Source organism: Corynebacterium sp. HMSC072A02 (assembly GCF_001810085.1).
In the GTDB taxonomy this organism is placed as follows: Bacteria; Actinomycetota; Actinomycetes; order Mycobacteriales; family Mycobacteriaceae; genus Corynebacterium; species Corynebacterium hesseae.
This window is the reverse complement of record NZ_KV799855.1, coordinates 13,864-29,813: the sequence shown is the minus strand read 5'-3', so window position 1 is coordinate 29,813 and position 15,950 is coordinate 13,864. Positions and strand designations below refer to the sequence as shown.

12 protein-coding genes are annotated in these 15,950 nt (G+C 60.9%); 4 read left to right on the top strand and 8 right to left on the bottom strand.

The genetic code is table 11. The annotated features are described in order from the left end of the window. Window positions 1-193 precede the first annotated feature (193 nt). Window positions 194-1,477 carry an HNH endonuclease signature motif containing protein gene (locus HMPREF2698_RS08365; protein ID WP_118854820.1) on the top strand — a complete coding sequence of 428 codons (1,284 nt, stop codon included), beginning with the start codon at window positions 194-196 and terminating at the stop codon, window positions 1,475-1,477. Window positions 1,478-1,702: 225 nt separating this feature from the next. Here HMPREF2698_RS08365 and trpA read toward each other — a convergent pair whose 3' ends face one another. From trpA to HMPREF2698_RS08325, 8 genes are all read right to left on the bottom strand, one after another. Continuing rightward, a complete protein-coding gene (gene trpA / locus HMPREF2698_RS08360) occupies window positions 1,703-2,533 on the bottom strand; it encodes a tryptophan synthase subunit alpha (RefSeq protein ID WP_070563645.1) in 831 nt (276 codons plus the stop codon). Beyond that, complete coding sequence (gene trpB / locus HMPREF2698_RS08355) at window positions 2,533-3,747, bottom strand: tryptophan synthase subunit beta (RefSeq protein WP_070563641.1); 1,215 nt, start codon at window positions 3,745-3,747, stop codon at window positions 2,533-2,535. Before trpB ends, trpA begins: the two co-directional genes overlap by 1 nt. A gap of 32 nt (window positions 3,748-3,779) precedes the next feature. Next, window positions 3,780-5,162, bottom strand: a complete 1,383-nt coding sequence (gene trpCF, locus HMPREF2698_RS08350) for a bifunctional indole-3-glycerol-phosphate synthase TrpC/phosphoribosylanthranilate isomerase TrpF (RefSeq protein WP_070563638.1) — start codon at window positions 5,160-5,162, stop codon at window positions 3,780-3,782. Then, window positions 5,140-6,177, bottom strand: coding sequence for an anthranilate phosphoribosyltransferase (trpD, locus tag HMPREF2698_RS08345; RefSeq protein ID WP_070563635.1), 1,038 nt, complete (start codon window positions 6,175-6,177; stop codon window positions 5,140-5,142). Before trpD ends, trpCF begins: the two co-directional genes overlap by 23 nt. Continuing rightward, window positions 6,177-6,821 carry an anthranilate synthase component II gene (locus tag HMPREF2698_RS08340; protein ID WP_070563632.1) on the bottom strand — a complete coding sequence of 215 codons (645 nt, stop codon included), beginning with the start codon at window positions 6,819-6,821 and terminating at the stop codon, window positions 6,177-6,179. The genes trpD and HMPREF2698_RS08340 overlap by 1 nt, the downstream gene beginning before the upstream one ends. Continuing rightward, window positions 6,818-8,317 carry an anthranilate synthase component 1 gene (locus tag HMPREF2698_RS08335; RefSeq protein WP_070563629.1) on the bottom strand — a complete coding sequence of 500 codons (1,500 nt, stop codon included), beginning with the start codon at window positions 8,315-8,317 and terminating at the stop codon, window positions 6,818-6,820. The genes HMPREF2698_RS08340 and HMPREF2698_RS08335 overlap by 4 nt, the downstream gene beginning before the upstream one ends. A 397-nt stretch (window positions 8,318-8,714) precedes the next feature. Beyond that, entirely contained in the window at window positions 8,715-10,565 is a 1,851-nt protein-coding gene (locus HMPREF2698_RS08330; protein ID WP_070563626.1) for an FAD-binding monooxygenase, read from the bottom strand. A 222-nt stretch (window positions 10,566-10,787) separates the two neighbouring features. Continuing rightward, a complete protein-coding gene (locus tag HMPREF2698_RS08325) occupies window positions 10,788-12,152 on the bottom strand; it encodes an MFS transporter (protein WP_070563623.1) in 1,365 nt (454 codons plus the stop codon). A 124-nt stretch (window positions 12,153-12,276) separates the two neighbouring features. On the opposite strand from HMPREF2698_RS08325, the gene HMPREF2698_RS08320 reads away from it, so the two are divergent. From HMPREF2698_RS08320 to hpaE, 3 genes are read left to right on the top strand one after another with little or no spacing between them, the layout of a single operon-like run. Then, window positions 12,277-13,752: a fumarylacetoacetate hydrolase family protein gene (locus HMPREF2698_RS08320; RefSeq protein WP_070521837.1), complete on the top strand. Its 1,476-nt coding sequence runs from the start codon at window positions 12,277-12,279 to the stop codon at window positions 13,750-13,752. After that, window positions 13,749-14,411, top strand: a complete 663-nt coding sequence (locus HMPREF2698_RS08315; RefSeq protein WP_070563620.1) for a GntR family transcriptional regulator — start codon at window positions 13,749-13,751, stop codon at window positions 14,409-14,411. Before HMPREF2698_RS08320 ends, HMPREF2698_RS08315 begins: the two co-directional genes overlap by 4 nt. Window positions 14,412-14,427: 16 nt before the next feature. After that, window positions 14,428-15,942, top strand: a complete 1,515-nt coding sequence (hpaE, locus tag HMPREF2698_RS08310) for a 5-carboxymethyl-2-hydroxymuconate semialdehyde dehydrogenase (protein WP_070563617.1) — start codon at window positions 14,428-14,430, stop codon at window positions 15,940-15,942. Window positions 15,943-15,950: the final 8 nt, after the last annotated feature.

Below are 15,950 nucleotides of genomic sequence, written 5' to 3'. Positions count from 1 at the left end.
TGGAAGGTTGGCTGCGGGAGGGGGATTTTTGTATGCCTTGTTGCCGACGTCGCGGGCCGCTCGGTCGTGCAAGGTGTTGCCAAATTACTTCCCTAAAACCGAAGTGGCTCTTGTGGGACGAACTTAGAACATGTATTCTAAAGGTGGGAGTGGGGGAAGCAATTATCCGGTTAGTTTAGGGATGCAGCTCCCCATGGGAATCACAACAAATTCTTCAACCTCGGTACCTACTGCGTATTTTTCTCACTCAAACCCGCATGATCCAGAATGTATGGCGGGGCAACTCATGCGAAGAATAGAGTATGAGTTTTGGTCACGTGTCCAGCCGCCGCTCGACGCAGATTCAGACACTGCATTTATGGCCCTTGGCAAAAAGACGGGAAAGTCTCCGGCACATGTGGCGCGGAATGTCATGGGGCTTATTCGTCTCAGTGAATTGCCGAAGGTGAAGGCGATGCAAGACTCTGAATACCTACTCGATATGCAAGCCTTGGTTGCTATTGATCAAGTAATGGCAAAGCTGGGCAACCCTATTCAGTCAGTTATCTCAGAGATCGATAGTCAATTGGCGGCGTGGCTAACACCGACTAAACCCAACCAGGTCTTTCCCAGCGCAGAAAAGATTCGGCGCAAGGTACGCGACATCGCTAAGGTCTTGGATGATTCGATCGCGTTCCGGGATAAGCGGAAGAAGAACCGGTATTCACTCCTCACCCGGGGAGAACGTGCCTCGATCGAGTTAGAGGTCGATAGCAACGTCGGCGTCGTAATCCACGAGACAATCAAGCTGGCCGCAAAGGAGCATGACGTCTCAATGGCGGATGCCTTAGTTCTCCTCATTACGGGCAAGATTCAGCCGGAGGCTGGAAAAGTCGTTGTGCATGAATTCAAAGCCACTGACGTGGAGGGAGCGCCGGTCTATGTTCAGGGACACGGCTGGACCGGTGAAGGAGTCCCAGCGTCGAGGACTATGACGAGAGACTTTAGTGAAGCACCAGAACCTTGTGAAGGCTACCAGCCATCAGATGTGACGCGAAAGTATGTCGAAGGGCGCGACGGGACCTGTCGGGCGCCTGGCTGTAATCGACCGGCGTGGACATGCCAACTGGACCACAGGATTAACTACGCCGACGGTGGCCCTACGCACCCATCTAACCTGGTTGCCCTTTGCCAGCACCACCACAACATGAAAACTGACGGACGGGCTTTCTATATCCTGGACCCAGTTACTGGTGATGTCGTCTGGTTGTTCGAGGACGGCACCTGGGCGGTGACTGAAGCAACCGGTCCTCTGGCCCCGGCGTCTAAGGTGTGGGCACGAACCGTCGCGGAAGATGTCATTGCTCACCGGCGGAAGATGCACGAAGAGGCCAAAGCCTTGAAGGTTGAGCTTGATGGCGGAGAGTTGGTCGAAGTCTTCGACAGGACGGACCCGGCGGATCGCTACTCGAACGCATCCGATGATATCCCCTTCTGAGGGCCAAGAGACTATCGCTGCTGGGGATTAGGGAATTAAGGAGGCTTTGGAAGGCATAGAAGGCGGCATTATTAGTGACTGCTGGCTACAACGACGGTAGCCGATGGGCTTGTGCATATGGAACACGCGCTGTTTCACGTGAAACGACCCCTTCCATCGTGATGCGTGGTGGCGCACGACGTGATGGAAGAGGCCGTGGCGGGTCAGGATTGTTCGGGAAAGCGCTTAGCCAACGGCACGCTTGGTAGCAGCCTTCATCTTGGATACGAAGTCGGTGACTGCAGAGGCGAGTCCGTCGGTGGGCTTGTTGTTCTCGTCGAGGTGAGCGTCGACAATCTTCGTTAAAGCAGATCCGGTGATGGCCCCAGCTGCGCCAGCGGAGATGGCATCGGCGACATGCTGAGGGGTTGAGATTCCGAAGCCAAGGAGAATCGGTGCCCCGCCGAAGCGTTTCACGTTGTTCACTACATCAACGAGCCCGCGGGTTTCCGATTCCTTCTCGGTGCCGGTGACGCCATCGCGCGAGATTGCGTAAATGTAGCCCCTCGAGTATTGAGCCACGCCCTGGAGGGTCTGCTCCGAGGCTTGTGCCGGGGCGATGAAGATCGGGTCAATGCCGGCCTTGTCGGCGGCGGCGACGAAAGGTGCGCCTTCGCGGACGGGGACATCGGGAAGCAAGATGCTATCAGCACCCGCTTCTTGAAACTCGGAGTAGAAGGTCTCCAACCCACGAGTGAAGGGAACATTGCCATAGATGAGCATGCCAATCGGAAGGTCTGGGAATTCGGCTCGAATCTGGCGGATTTGGGCGATGGCGGAATCAACCGTTGCCCCTCCTTCAAGCGCGCGGATGTGTGAGGCCTGAATGGTGGGACCATCGGCAACAGGGTCCGAAAAGGGGACGCCGAGCTCGAGTGCGTCGGCCCCGCCGGCGACGGCCGCGCGAACGATGTCGAGGGCAGTGTCCGGGTCGGGGTCGCTCAACATGATGAAGGGAACGAAGGCCCCTTCATTGCGGGCGGCAAGGTTGGAGAAGAGTTTCTCGTATCGGCTCATTACTTGTCCTCCGTGATCTTGAATTCGGGGTGCGCGTCGAGGGTGCGGCGGACGTGGTCGATGTCTTTGTCGCCGCGCCCGGAAAGGGAAACGATAATGGTGATGTCCTCATCTTTGCGCTTAAGCGCATAGGCCAGGGCGTGTGAGGATTCAAGGGCGGGAATGATGCCCTCGCGGCGGCTAAGGATTTGGAACGCTTCAAGTGCCTCCGCGTCGGTGATGCCGACATAGGTGGCGCGGCCCGTCTGCGCCAGGTGAGCATGCTGTGGACCGACGCCGGGGTAATCGAGGCCAGCGGAGATGGAATAGGACTCCTCAACTTGACCGTCGGCATTGCGCATGAGGTAGGAGCGGGCGCCGTGGAGAATTCCGATGGTGCCATTGTTGATCGTGGCACCGTGGTGTCCGGAATCGAGGCCCTCTCCCCCAGGCTCGGCGCCGACGAGCTCGACCGACTCCTCGTCGATGAAATCCGCGAACATGCCGATGGCATTGGAGCCGCCGCCGACGCAGGCGACGACCACGTCGGGAAGCCCGCCCGTGCGCTGAAGCATTTGGGCCTTGGCTTCCTCGGAAATCACCCTGTGGAACTCGCGGACAATCGTGGGGAAAGGATGGGGGCCGGCAGCGGTGCCGAGCAGGTAGTGGGATTCGTGGAACGTTGCGGTCCAATCGCGCAGCGCCTCATTAACGGCATCTTTGAGGGTGCCAGATCCGGAGTCCACGGGAATGACCTTCGCGCCCATGAGCTCCATGCGGTAGACATTGGGCTGTTGCCTCTCGACGTCTTTAGCGCCCATGTAGATGACGCACTCAAGATCGAGCAGCGCGCAGGCGAGCGCAGTCGCGGTCCCGTGCTGGCCCGCGCCGGTCTCAGCGATAATGCGGGTCTTTCCCATGCGCTTGGCCAAGAGCGCTTGGCCAATCACCTGGTTGGTCTTGTGGGCGCCGCCGTGGACGAGGTCCTCCCTCTTGAGGAAAATACGTGCCTTTCCACCGAGCTTGGTCGCCTCGGTGAGAGGGGTGGGACGGCCAAGGTAGTCACGAAGATAGCCTGATAGTTCTTTACGGAAGGTGGGATCGTTTTGCGCTTCGACGAAGGCCTTTTCGAGTTGGTCGAGTGCGGGAATGAGAGACTCGGGAACAAATTGTCCGCCGAACTCGCCGAAATACGCGGGAAGGATGGTCTCCCTGGCGTCCTTTGGGTTAGTCATGGTGTTCCTTTTGGGTAGGTTTGGGTTAAGGGTTAATACGTAAAGTGACGAATGGTGTTGAAGGCCGTAGCGATGAGGGCGGTGTCCTTCCTGCCGCTAATTTCGACGCCGGAGTTGATGTCCAGTCCGGCTGTGCCGACGCGAAGCGCATCGCGAAGGTTCTCGGGTTTAAGGCCACCCGCGAGAAGTGCCTTATCTTTGACGTTGTCGGGAATTGTTGACCAATCGAAGGAGTTACCCGTACCGCCGGTGCCAGAATCGAGGATGAGCATATCGGAGGCGTCGGCAAGCGCAGTGGCGAGCTCCGGGCCGTGCGGCGCTGTCATATCGATGGCGCGCCATACCTGCCGCTCCCCCGCTATTGCGCGGACGGACTCAATGAGTTGGAGCTCGGCCTCCGTGCTCCCCTGGTAGGGGGCATGGATCTGGAGGGCGGCAATGCCGTCGAAAGCGAGCTCTTCCCAGCCAGTGGTGCGGCGAGAGACCGCGACGTAGCTGAGATCGGCTTCGTGGGCGATGATGTCGAGCGCGGTTTCACGTGAAACATTGCGCGGCGATGCCTCTTCGAAGATGAGCCCGCCGTAGACTGCACCGGCGGCGCGGGCGGCCTGAGCTGCAGGCCACGCCGTGAGTCCGCAGACTTTATTGTGACCATAGACAAGCTCGCGTGCAGCACGATCGATATCAGGCGTACCCGTGAGTTGGGAGCCGACAAGGAATGCGTTGGCATGAGACCCAAGGCGGCGCACGGTCTGGTTGTTGCGGATACCGGATTCCGAAACCACAACTTTGCCGGAGGGCACAAAGCGAGACAGGCGCTCGGACCGGGTGAGATCGATGCTGAGGTCGTGAAGGTTGCGGTTGTTAATGCCAATGACGTCCACGCCAAAGGCAGTGGCGCGCTCGACCTCGTCCACAGTGATCGCCTCAGTGAGTACGTCGAGCCCAAGGGAATCTGCTAGATGTTTGAGCTCTGCATAAGTCTCATCATCGACGATGGACATCATGAGCAAAATGGCGTCGGCGCCAAAGTAACGCGCGGCATACACCTGGATTGGATCGATAATGAAGTCCTTGCACAAGACCGGCAGGTGCGTGGACAGGGCCACCGTCTGCAGGTGGTCGTAGTCGCCGCCGAAACGGTCCGGCTCGCACAGCACCGAAATGGCTGAGGCATAGCGCGAATACACGCGGGCGATGGCTCCCGGTTCATAATGCTCACGGATGAGGCCGAGCGACGGGGACGCGGACTTGCATTCCATGATGAAACGGTTGGTCCCGTTGAGCGCGTCGTAGAAGGAACGCTCAGAACGCGGGAGAGTCGTGAGGTCCACGTGGGCGAGGCGTTCACGGATAGCTGGTAGGTGCGTGCGGCGCTTGGCGACGATCCCCTCAAGCACGGTCGGCAGAGCCATAATTCGCCTCCTCGTGCTTCTTCAGCCATGCGGCCACGGTGCCGTCCTGGATGAGTTGGTTGGCGTGCGCGACGCCGTCTTGGATGGTGCCGGTTGTGCCGTTGAGATAGAACATGGCGCCGGCGGTGGCGACGATCGCGTCGTGATGGGCCGGCTTGCCCGCACCGGCGAAGACCCCCCGGAGGGCCTTCGCGTTTTCTTCCCCGTTGCCGCCGGCAAGGTCGGACAAGTCATGGCGGGAAATGCCGAGGTCTTCGGGGGTGAGCTCGTAGTGGCTAATGGTGCCGTCGCGAAGCTCCCAGACCTGGGTGGTGCCGTGAACGGCAATCTCATCGGTGCCAGCACCGTGGACCACGAGCGCGCGGGTGCGGCCGAGGTCCTTGAAGACCTCAGCGATGAGCTGGCCTTGCTCGGGGTTGGCTATGCCCATGATTTGGAACTCCGGGCGGCCGGGGCTGAGGAGCGGGCCCATGGTGTTGAAGAGAGTGGAGACGCCGAGGCCCTTGCGCACCGGTTGCACGTGGGCGACGGCCGGGTTGTAGGCCGGCGCAAAGAGGAAGGTGAAATTGGATGCCTCGAGCTGGCGGACTGCGCGCTCGGGATCGAGGTCGAGTGGGATGCCGAGGGCCTCCAGGACGTCGGCTGAGCCAGACTTGGAGGAGACAGAGCGGTTGCCGTGCTTGACCATCTTGACTCCGCCCGCGGAGGCGACGAGGGAAGCGCCGGTGGTGACGTTGATGGTGTTAGCGCCATCGCCGCCGGTTCCCGCGGTGTCCATAAGCCCCTTGCCGGTGACAGGGAATGGCCGGCCGGCCTTGATGAAAGCGCGTGCCGCGCCGGCGACATCAGCGAAGGTCTCTCCGCGGGTGCGGATGTGGGTCAGGAGAGCGGCGATATGGATATCGTCATACTCCCCTACCGTCAGTGGGGTGAAGACCTCGATGGCTTGCTCCAGGGTCGGCTCCTGGATGTCGAGGAAGGCTTGCAATGTCGTCAATGCCTTATTATCAGTCATTACTTGGATCCTTCAATGGTGGGGTAAACAGAAAGTTGATTAATACACCGCTCGATCATGATCGGTCCCGTCGGCGTGAGAAGTGATTCTGGGTGGAACTGGAGGCCGAGAGCCGTGCCGTCGAGTGTTTCTGCGGCCATGGTGACGGAACCAATGGCGGTCTTGGTCTCGGCGAGACTGCGCATTTGGGCGGGAACGTTCGCGCAGCCTAAGGAGTGGTAACGCGCAACGGGGACGAGGCGGCCAACATAGTTCGGGTTATCGGGCTCGGAATCGGTGGTGAGACCCTGAAAGAGAGGGTGGCTGGCGCCGGCGTCGGTCAGCGTCATGGGTACGGAAGAACCGTGGACTGGGCCGCAGGGCTCGACGGTGCCGCCGAAGTGATCAAGGAGCGCCTGGAAGCCCAGGCAGATACCGAGCATGGGGATGCGGCCGAGGGAGGCGTCGATAAGCTGCATCATCGACCCGGCGTCGCGGGGATGACCCGGGCCGGGCGAAAGGATGATGATATCGGGCTGGGCGGCGAGGACCTCCTCCACGGGCACGGTGTTGCGGAAGACGGTGGTGTTATAGCCGGCGAGGGCGTCGACGAGGTTGTAGACGAAGGAATCGTGGTTATCGATGAGGACGACGTGTGGATTCATCGGATGACCTCCAGAGATGCGTTGTGTGCCTGGGCAATGGCGCTGAGCACCGCGTAGGCTTTATGTACCGTTTCATCGGCCTCGGATTGTGGGACGGAATCGCGCACGACTCCCGCGCCGGCCTGGACGACGGCCGTGCCATCCTTGACGTAGGCGGAACGGATGACGATGCAGTTATCCATCGAGCCATCGCCGCGCAGGTAGCCGATTGCGCCGCCGAAGGAGCCGCGGCGAGTACCTTCGGTTTCGCGGATGAGCTCCATGGCGCGCAGCTTCGGAGCGCCGGTGAGCGTGCCCATATTCATGCAGGCTCGGTAGGCGTCGAGGGCGTCGAAATCCTCGTGCAGCGTGGCGACGACCCGGGAAACCAGGTGCATGACGCGAGAGTAGCGGTCCACCTGGAGCAGGTCGGCGACCTTTCGGGTGCCGGGGACGGCGACGCGAGCGAGGTCGTTGCGGGCTAAGTCCACGAGCATGATGTGCTCCGAGACTTCTTTGGAGTCGGTGCGCATCTCCAGTTCATTGCGGATATCCAGCTCGTGAGTGGCACCGCGCGGCCGAGTGCCGGCAACCGGGTAGAGCTGAACCTTTCGGTCAGAGGCCGTGTACTTCAGGTTGGACTCAGGGGATGCACCAAAAAGCTCGTGTTCCTCCCCGCGCAGGTAGAACATGTACGGCGAGGGGTTGGTCTCGCGCAGCGTGCGGTAGGCAGCGAAGGCATCGGGGCAGTCGAGGCTGAAGGCGCGGGAAGGAACGACCTGATAGATATCGCCGGCATGGACGTTGCCCTGGAGGCGCTCGACGTGGCGGCGGAAAGCAGCGTCATCGATGCTGGCGCGTGCGCTGATGGTCTCGCGCGGTGCCGGGGATTCTGGGGTGACGGGCTCGGTGGCAGCGGCACGGTCGAGCTCCCCTTCGAGCGCGCGCTTGTCGACGCCCCACCCCTCAATCTTTGCTCTCTTGGTGAGGTGGTCCACCGTGAGGACATGCTCGCCGACGAGAAACTCATAATCCGGATACGCGTTTGGGCCGTCCGGTACCGGTGGCAGTTCTTCGAACGTCGCGACGTAGTCGAAGGCGAATCCGCCACCAAGGAACGGGAGGGAATCGCCGGAGTAGAGCTGGCTGAACTGCAACGTGCGCAGAATATCGGCGGTGGAGGTGGCGCGGAGGCGGGCGCGCTCGTCGTGCTCGGTGGGGAGAGCGAAGCGGAAGGTGACGCTGCCTTCTGAGCTGTGGATGATCCGTGATTGGAAGTCCGCGCGGAGTTCGTCGATAAGAAGGTGACCCGATGGTGTCAACGCGGTGGCGGTGGCCTCCTGGCCCCGGCACACCACCTTGAGTGCGGCCTTGGTGATGGCGATGCACGTGAGGTTTTTCTTGGACTCGATGTCCGCGGACTCTAAGAGCAGGGAGTTCTGTGGGGTGGCGAGGGCATAAAAGAGTGCGCTGGCGTCGGATGTGTACCTGACCTCGCGTGTGGCTGTGTACGGCATATTCTGTCTTTCTTTAACGGTTTTGTGTGCTGCCGCGAGCTTCGCAAGAGAGCAAAACGCCGAAAAGCCCGCAGCTGCGGGCCTTAAATATGGGAGAACAACGAGGCCCGCGGGTTACGCGCGCCACCACCAAAGGTTAACTGTGTTCTTCATATCACTGACTCTAACACCGATACCTTCCGCCGTACAGATAATGTACCGGCGGGTACCCCCGTGGTGAGTGGAGGGACGGGCCGAAGGGGTCGATGCGTGAGTGTTTCACGTGAAACCTAGGTGCTGTACTTGGCGGTCCCGACCTCCCTGTGTCCATGAGGGTGGTTTCGGCAAGGCGGCAAAAAGGGCCCGGCACGATGCCGGGCCCTGACACGTGTGAAGCTACATGAGCTTGAGAGCGGAACTACTTGAGCTTGATAAGCGCGGAGGAGAAGTAGTCCTCGACTGCTGATGGATCATCGAGTGGGAGGACGGCACCGACGTACTGGTCCGGGCGAACGATGACGACGGCTCCGTCACGGGAAATGCCGCGGCCTTCAAAGATGTCCTTGTCCCCGGGGAGTGCGTTGAAGACGTTCTCCCAATTCGGAACATTGAACTTGCCGTTGCGAGGGCGGAAGAGAAGAGGGGCGTCGAGAATCTCGTAGTCGTGGTGGTTCGTCTGCTGGTAGATGGCCTTCACATCGAAGTAGGTATTCTCTTCAGCCCCTTCGGGGGTGAACTTGGCCAGGATGGGCCCGACCTTCTCGGCCCACTGGCTCAGCGTGGAGTCCTCGCCGGCCTTGGGGGCATCGGCAAAGGCGTAGATGCGGTAGCGGCCATCTGCGGTGTGCTGGTGGCCCAGGTGCTGAGGGTAGGCGTCGCAGCGGCGCAGGACCTCAAAGGACTTGAAGCGCTTGCCCACCGGGAAGCCGGTAGCAAGGTCTTGGTGCTGGGTAGTGCCGACGATAAGGTTTTCCTCGTACTGCGTCATCATGCCAGCGGCGAACTCCTCCGCGGCAACGTAGTACTTCTCCACTGCCTCCGGATCATCGAGCTCCTCCGTCGGGGTGGCCATGAGGGTCGACCACTCGCGGTCGAAGTTGATGAGGTTCTGGGCGGCCGGCTGGCGCTCACCGTGGTACGTGCTGAGAAGCTCCTTCGGCGCGCGGCCGTCGAGGACGTGGCCGAGCTTCCATCCAATGTTGAAGCCATCCTGCATGGAGACGTTCATGCCCTGTCCCGCCTTTGCCGAGTGGGTGTGGCAGGCGTCGCCGGTGAGGAAGACGCGTGGGTCGTCGTCGTTATCGTCGAAGGCGTCGACAAGGCGGTGGCCCACCTCGTAGACGGAATGCCACGCCACCATCTTGACGTCGACGAAATAGGGGGCGTAAATCTCGTTCGCCTTCTCGATGATCTTCTCAATCGGCGTGTTGCGGACCTTGTGGTTGTCATCCTCTGGCACCACGCCGAGATCGACGTACACGCGGCAGAGGTAGCCGCCCTCGCGTGGGATGTGGAGGATAGAACCGGCCTGGGAGTGGATGGCGCACTTGGTGCGCCAGTCCGGGAAATCGGTGTCAACGACAACGTCCATGACACCCCACGCGTGGTTAGCCTGGTCGCCCTTGAGCGAGCGACCGATGGACTTGCGGACGCGTGACTTAGCGCCATCGCAACCGACGACGTACTTAGCGCGAACGTCGCGCGGGTTGCCGTCGACGTCCTCGAGGTGCACCGTCACCGGGTACTCGCCCTCCCCTACCTCTAGGGAGACAAAATTCCAGCCATAGTCCGGGGTGATGCGGCCGGGCGCGCGGTGTGCATAGCGGGCGAAGTAATCCAACACACGGGCCTGGTTGACAATGAGGTGTGGGAATTCGGAGATTCCTTGTTCGTCATCAACAGGGCAGGCACCGCGGACAATCTTGGAGCGATCATTCGGATCCGGGTTCCAAAAGGCCATCTCTGTGATTTCATAGGCCTCTTCCGTGATTTCCTTGGCAAAGCCAAAGGCCTGGAAGGTCTCTACGGAGCGGGACTGGATGCCGTCGGCCTGTCCGAGCTCGAGGCGATGCGGGCGACGCTCAATGATGCGCGTATTGACGTTGGGAAACATCGCGAGCTGTGCCGCGGCGATCATGCCTGCGGGCCCGGAGCCCACAATGAGAACGTCCATTTCATCTGGAAGTTCAGAAGCGCGATCGACGCCGTACCCGGCGGGCTCGTGCACGCGGGGGTCTTCCGAAACGTAGCCATTGTGGTGGAACTGCACTGTGGACTCCTTAGTCAGCGGTTGTAATGAACGAGAACGAAGGGGTGGTGGGGGTAGCTGCCACTCCCCTACTGCCATGTGAGCTTTGCTCTTGAGGGTGGTGACTCAGTTCAAGGCGTCTCTGAGATGTGAGCTGGGTCTTAGAAGGGAATCATATATGATATGCCCGCCTCGCACAATGGCCCTTGCGAAACTGTGAGGGCTCATGTGGAGGGGCGTCGATTAGCGCGGGCTGAAAATGAAGTGTCCTCGGGATTGCTCGGCCTCGTGTTCCGCGCCGAGCGCGATTCCCTTGCGCTCACGCAGGATGAAGGTGCAGATGAAGCCGACGATCGAAGCGGAAACGAGGTAGCCCGACACCGCAAAAGTGGTACCAGTTGCCTCGACGAGTGCGGCGGCGATCATAGGGGCGAAGGCGCCGCCCAGGACCGAGCCGAGGGCATAGGTGATGGACACACCCGTGGCGCGAATCGAGGCGGGGAATAGTTCTGCGTACATCGCGGATTGCGCGCCGTAGGTCAGGCCCAGGCCCACGGTGAGGAAGAGGAGTGCGCCGTAGAGAAGCCCGAGGCTTCCGGTATTGACCAGCGGGAAGAGGGCGGCAGCGCCGATGCCCTGCAAGATGAATCCCAGGAGGTAGGTATTTCGGCGGCCGATGTAATCCGAGATAAAACCGGCGAACAAGGTGGTCAAGGCCCACGAGAAGGCAGACACGGTCACGGCGTTGAGGACATCACCGCGGCCGAGTGCGACGGGGCCCTCGGGGTCGGTGGCGTAGCGCTGGATGTAGCCGCCCGTAGTCATGTATCCGACGGTGCCGTTGCCTGCGAAGACGAGCGCGGCGACCAGGACGAGCGGGGTGAACTTCTTAAACAGCGTGCCGATGGGGTTGGTGGCTTCTTCCTCTTCGCGCTCCGCAATCTCCGCGAACACCGGGGATTCGTCGACGCCCATGCGGATGAGGTAGCCCACCAAGACGAGCACGAAGGAGAGGAGGAAGGGAACGCGCCAGCCCCAGTCCATGAAGGCGTCGCCAGGCGCGATGGTGTTCATGATGGACAGCACGCCGGAGGAAAGCAGCAGGCCGGCGGGCACGCCGATCTGGGGGCCTGCGCCGTAGAGGCCGCGCTTGTCAGTCGGGGCGTGTTCCACCGCCATGAGCACCGCGGAGCCCCATTCGCCACCAGCAGAGATGCCCTGGATGATGCGCAGGGTGATGAGGAGAATCGGCGCCCAGATTCCAGCGGTTTCATAGGTTGGCAGAACACCAATCAGGGTGGTTGCGCCGCCCATGGCGATGAGCGTGACCATGAGGACCACGCGGCGTCCGAAGCGGTCGGCAAAGTGCCCGGCCAGGAAGGCGCCGACCGGGCGGAACAGGAAGGACAAGCCAACGGTCAGGAAGGAGATGATGGTGGCCAGGCCGCCTTCGAGCGGACCGAACATGAGGTGGTTGAACACGAGTCCGGCCACTGCTGCATAGAGGAAGTAGTCGTACCACTCGATGGCGGTACCGATGGTCGTCGCGGCGACGACGCGGCGGCGTTCGGCCGTCGAAATTGTCGGCGTGACAGTTGCGTGCGACATAGTGAGATTCCTTTCGGCATGGGGTGTGCCATATACGGAAAAACGTGTGAGTTGAACCACTTGCGGTGGTGCCAAGGATAATATACGATCTGGGCAAGGATTTGTTCACAATTAAGGATTCTTCATGGCTGTACCTGAGTTCTTGCCGGTTAAACCGGGCAAAATGATCGCTGTCCATGTGGCCTTTGAGTCCCGCGCGGCACAGCGCGGTCGCTGGCCCAAGACCCCGAGTTACTTCCTCAAGGCGACGAGCACGCTGGCTGAGTCGGACGGGGTAGTCGAGCGCCCCGAAGGAACCGAACTGTTGGCCTTCGAAGGCGAAATCGCACTCATCATCGGCACTCCGGCCCGCAACGTATCCCTCGAGGATGCGTGGAAGCACGTTGCCTACGTGACCGCCTCGAACGACATTGGCCTGTATGACTACAAGGTTCAGGACAAGGGCTCCAACACCCGTTCCAAGTCGCGCGATGGGTACACCCCCATTGGGCCGGAGCTTATCGACGCCCAGGAGATCGACCCCAAGGGCCTGCGCCTGCGCACGTGGGTCAATGGCGAGGTTGTTCAGGAGGGAACCTCGTCCGATGAAGACCTCATCTTCCCTCTCGCCCAGTTTGTTGCCGACCTTTCCCAGCACATGACACTGGAGACCGGTGACATCATCCTCACCGGCACCCCTGCTGGATCTTCCGTTATCGAGCCTGGTGACGTCGTGGAGGTTGAGGTCGACGTTCCAGGAGGCGTGAGCTCCGGCAAGCTGAAGACCACCGTGAAGGAAGTCCCCGCCTCCTTCGATCCGCAGCTGGGCAATCTGCCCTACGTTGACGATAAGCAGCGCGAGGATGCCTACGGTGACCGCGAATCTGCTGGCCTTCCCCCCAAGGATGAGGGCGGCCTCGACCCGGAGCTTAAGGCTGCTCTGGAGAAGGCCCCGACCGCCGGCCTATCCGCTCAGCTGCGCAAGCGCGGAATCAACCAATCCGTGATCGAAGGCGTGTACCCGCAAGCCAAGGGAACCAAGATGGTGGGCGTCGCCCGCACCTTGCGCTTCGTGGCTGGCCGTGAGGATCTGTTCAAGTCTCACGGGGGCGGCCTCAACGAGCAGAAGAAGGTCTTCGACACGGTCAAGGAGGGTGAGGTCATCGTCATCGAGGCTCGCCAGGAATCCGGTTCCGGAACGCTCGGTGACATTCTGGCGCTGCGCGCCAAGGTGCGCGGTGCTGCCGGCGTCGTGACCGATGGCGGCGTGCGCGACTACGAGGCCGTCAAGGAGATTGGCCTTCCCGTCTTCACCCAGGGCGCGCACCCCTGCGTTCTCGGACGCAAACACGTTCCGTGGGATAGCGACATCGCCGTCTCCTGCGGTAACGCCACCGTCCTTCCCGGTGACATCATCGTCGGCGACGATGACGGCGTCGTGGTGATTCCCCGCGACATCGCAGCCGAGGTTGCCGAGGCCGCTCTGGCCAAGGAGCACGAGGATGAGTGGGTTGCTACCCAGGTGGAGACGGGCGCCAGCTTGGATGGCCTCTTCCCGCCGACCGGAGCGAACAAGGAAGCCTACATCGCGTTCCGTGATGGAAAGGCGGGTGGTCAATGACGGAACCCGCGGCACCAGCTGGGGAGAGCAAGTCCCAGAAAGCCTATAACTGGATAAGTGAAAAGATTCGTACTCGCGAGTATGAACCCGGCTACCGCCTCGTGCTGGCAGCAATCGCGGATGACTTGGGAATCAGCGTGGTCCCCGTCCGCGAAGCCATTCGCCAGCTTGAGGCGGAAGGAATGGTCACCTACGAACGCAACGTCGGTGCCAGCGTGACCACGTATAACCGCGAGGCCTATTACGAATCCATGGACATCGTTGCCACCGTGGAGGCCAACGCCACGGCGCAATCCGCCCCGCATCTTGGCTCAGAGGATATTGCCCAGGCGCGGGAGATTAACCAGCGCATGCGGGAGCTTGATATCCACCACGATCCAGAGGTATTTACCCAGCTCAACAAAGAATTTCATAGCGTTCTCTTTTCCAAGTGCCCGAACGAGAGGCTGAAGAACTTGGTGGTGGACCAATGGAAGCAATTGGAATACCACCGCGTCTCCACCTTTCGGTACGTGCCCGAGAGAGCCCAAGAGTCCACACGAGAACACGAGCAATTGCTCAGCCTCATCGAGGCTGGCGCGGAACCCACCTACATAGAAAAGGTGGCCAGGCAACACAGACTGACCACCCTCAGCACCTATCGCAAGAAAAACGACTAAGGAGTGTAAACCACCTATGGCTACGAACAACGATGCAGCTAAGCCCACCGATCTCCCCGAGAAGATTCTTCACTACATCAATGGCGAGTTTGTCTCGTCGGTAGATGGTGATGAATTCGAGGTCCTGGATCCGGTCACGAACAAGCCCTACATCAAGGCTGCTTCCGGCAAGCCGGAAGACATTGAGAAGGCGGTGGCCGCCGCTAAGGATGCTTTCGAGAACGGCCCGTGGTCCAAGGCCTTGCCGCGCGAGCGCGCCCGCGTCTTGAACAAGATTGCGGACATTGTCGAAACCCGCGCAGACAAGCTTGCCGCGTGGGAGTCCTTCGACTCCGGCCTGCCCATCACCCAGGCCAACGGCCAGGCTAAGCGCGCTGCTGAGAACTTCCGCTTCTTCGCAGACCTGATCGTGGCGCAGGCTGACGACGCCTACAAGGTGCCGGGCCGCCAGATCAACTATGTCAACCGCAAGCCGATTGGCGTGGCGGGCCTGATTACCCCGTGGAACACCCCGTTCATGCTGGAGTCCTGGAAGCTCGCACCGGCTATCGCCACCGGCAACTCCGTCGTCCTGAAGCCAGCCGAGTTCACTCCGCTTTCCGCACAGCTGTGGGCAGGAATCTTTGAGGAGGCCGGTCTGCCGAAGGGCGTCTTTAACCTGGTCAACGGCTTTGGTGAGGAAGGCTATGCAGGTGACCCGCTGGTCAAACACCCGGACGTCCCGCTGATTTCCTTCACCGGCGAGTCCCGCACCGGCCAGATCATCTTCGGCAACGCAGCCCCTCACCTCAAGGGTCTGTCGATGGAGCTGGGCGGCAAGTCCCCCGCCATCGTCTTCAGCGATGCCGACCTGGAGACCGCGATCGATGCCTGCATCTTCGGCGTCTTCTCCCTTAACGGTGAGCGTTGCACCGCCGGTTCCCGCATCCTGGTTCAGCGCGATATCTACGACGAGTTCGTGGAGCGCTACACCGCACAGGCTAAGCGCGTGAAGGTGGGCCTGCCTTCCGACCCCACCACCGAGGTCGGCGCTCTGGTCCACCCGGAGCACTACGAGAAGGTCACCTCCTACATCGAGATCGGCAAGCAGGAGGCCACCCTGGCCGCCGGCGGCGAGCGCCCGGAGGGCTTCGAGGAAGGCAACTTTGTTCAGCCGACCGTCTTCGTTGACGTCAAGCCGGACGCCCGCATCTTCCAGGAAGAGATCTTCGGCCCCGTCGTGGCCATCACCCCGTTTGATACCGATGAAGAAGCCCTCGAGCTGGCCAACAACACGAAGTACGGCCTTGCCGCCTATGTGTGGACCTCGGATCTGAAGCGCGCCCACAACTTCGCTCAGAACGTTGAGGCCGGCATGGTGTGGCTCAACTCCAATAACGTCCGTGACCTGCGCACCCCGTTCGGCGGCGTCAAGGCCTCCGGCCTGGGCCACGAGGGCGGCTACCGCTCGATCGACTTCTACACCGACCAGCAGGCTGTTCACATCAACCTGGACAAGGTACACAACCCGGTCTTTGGCAAGCAGGACTAAGCCGTCCA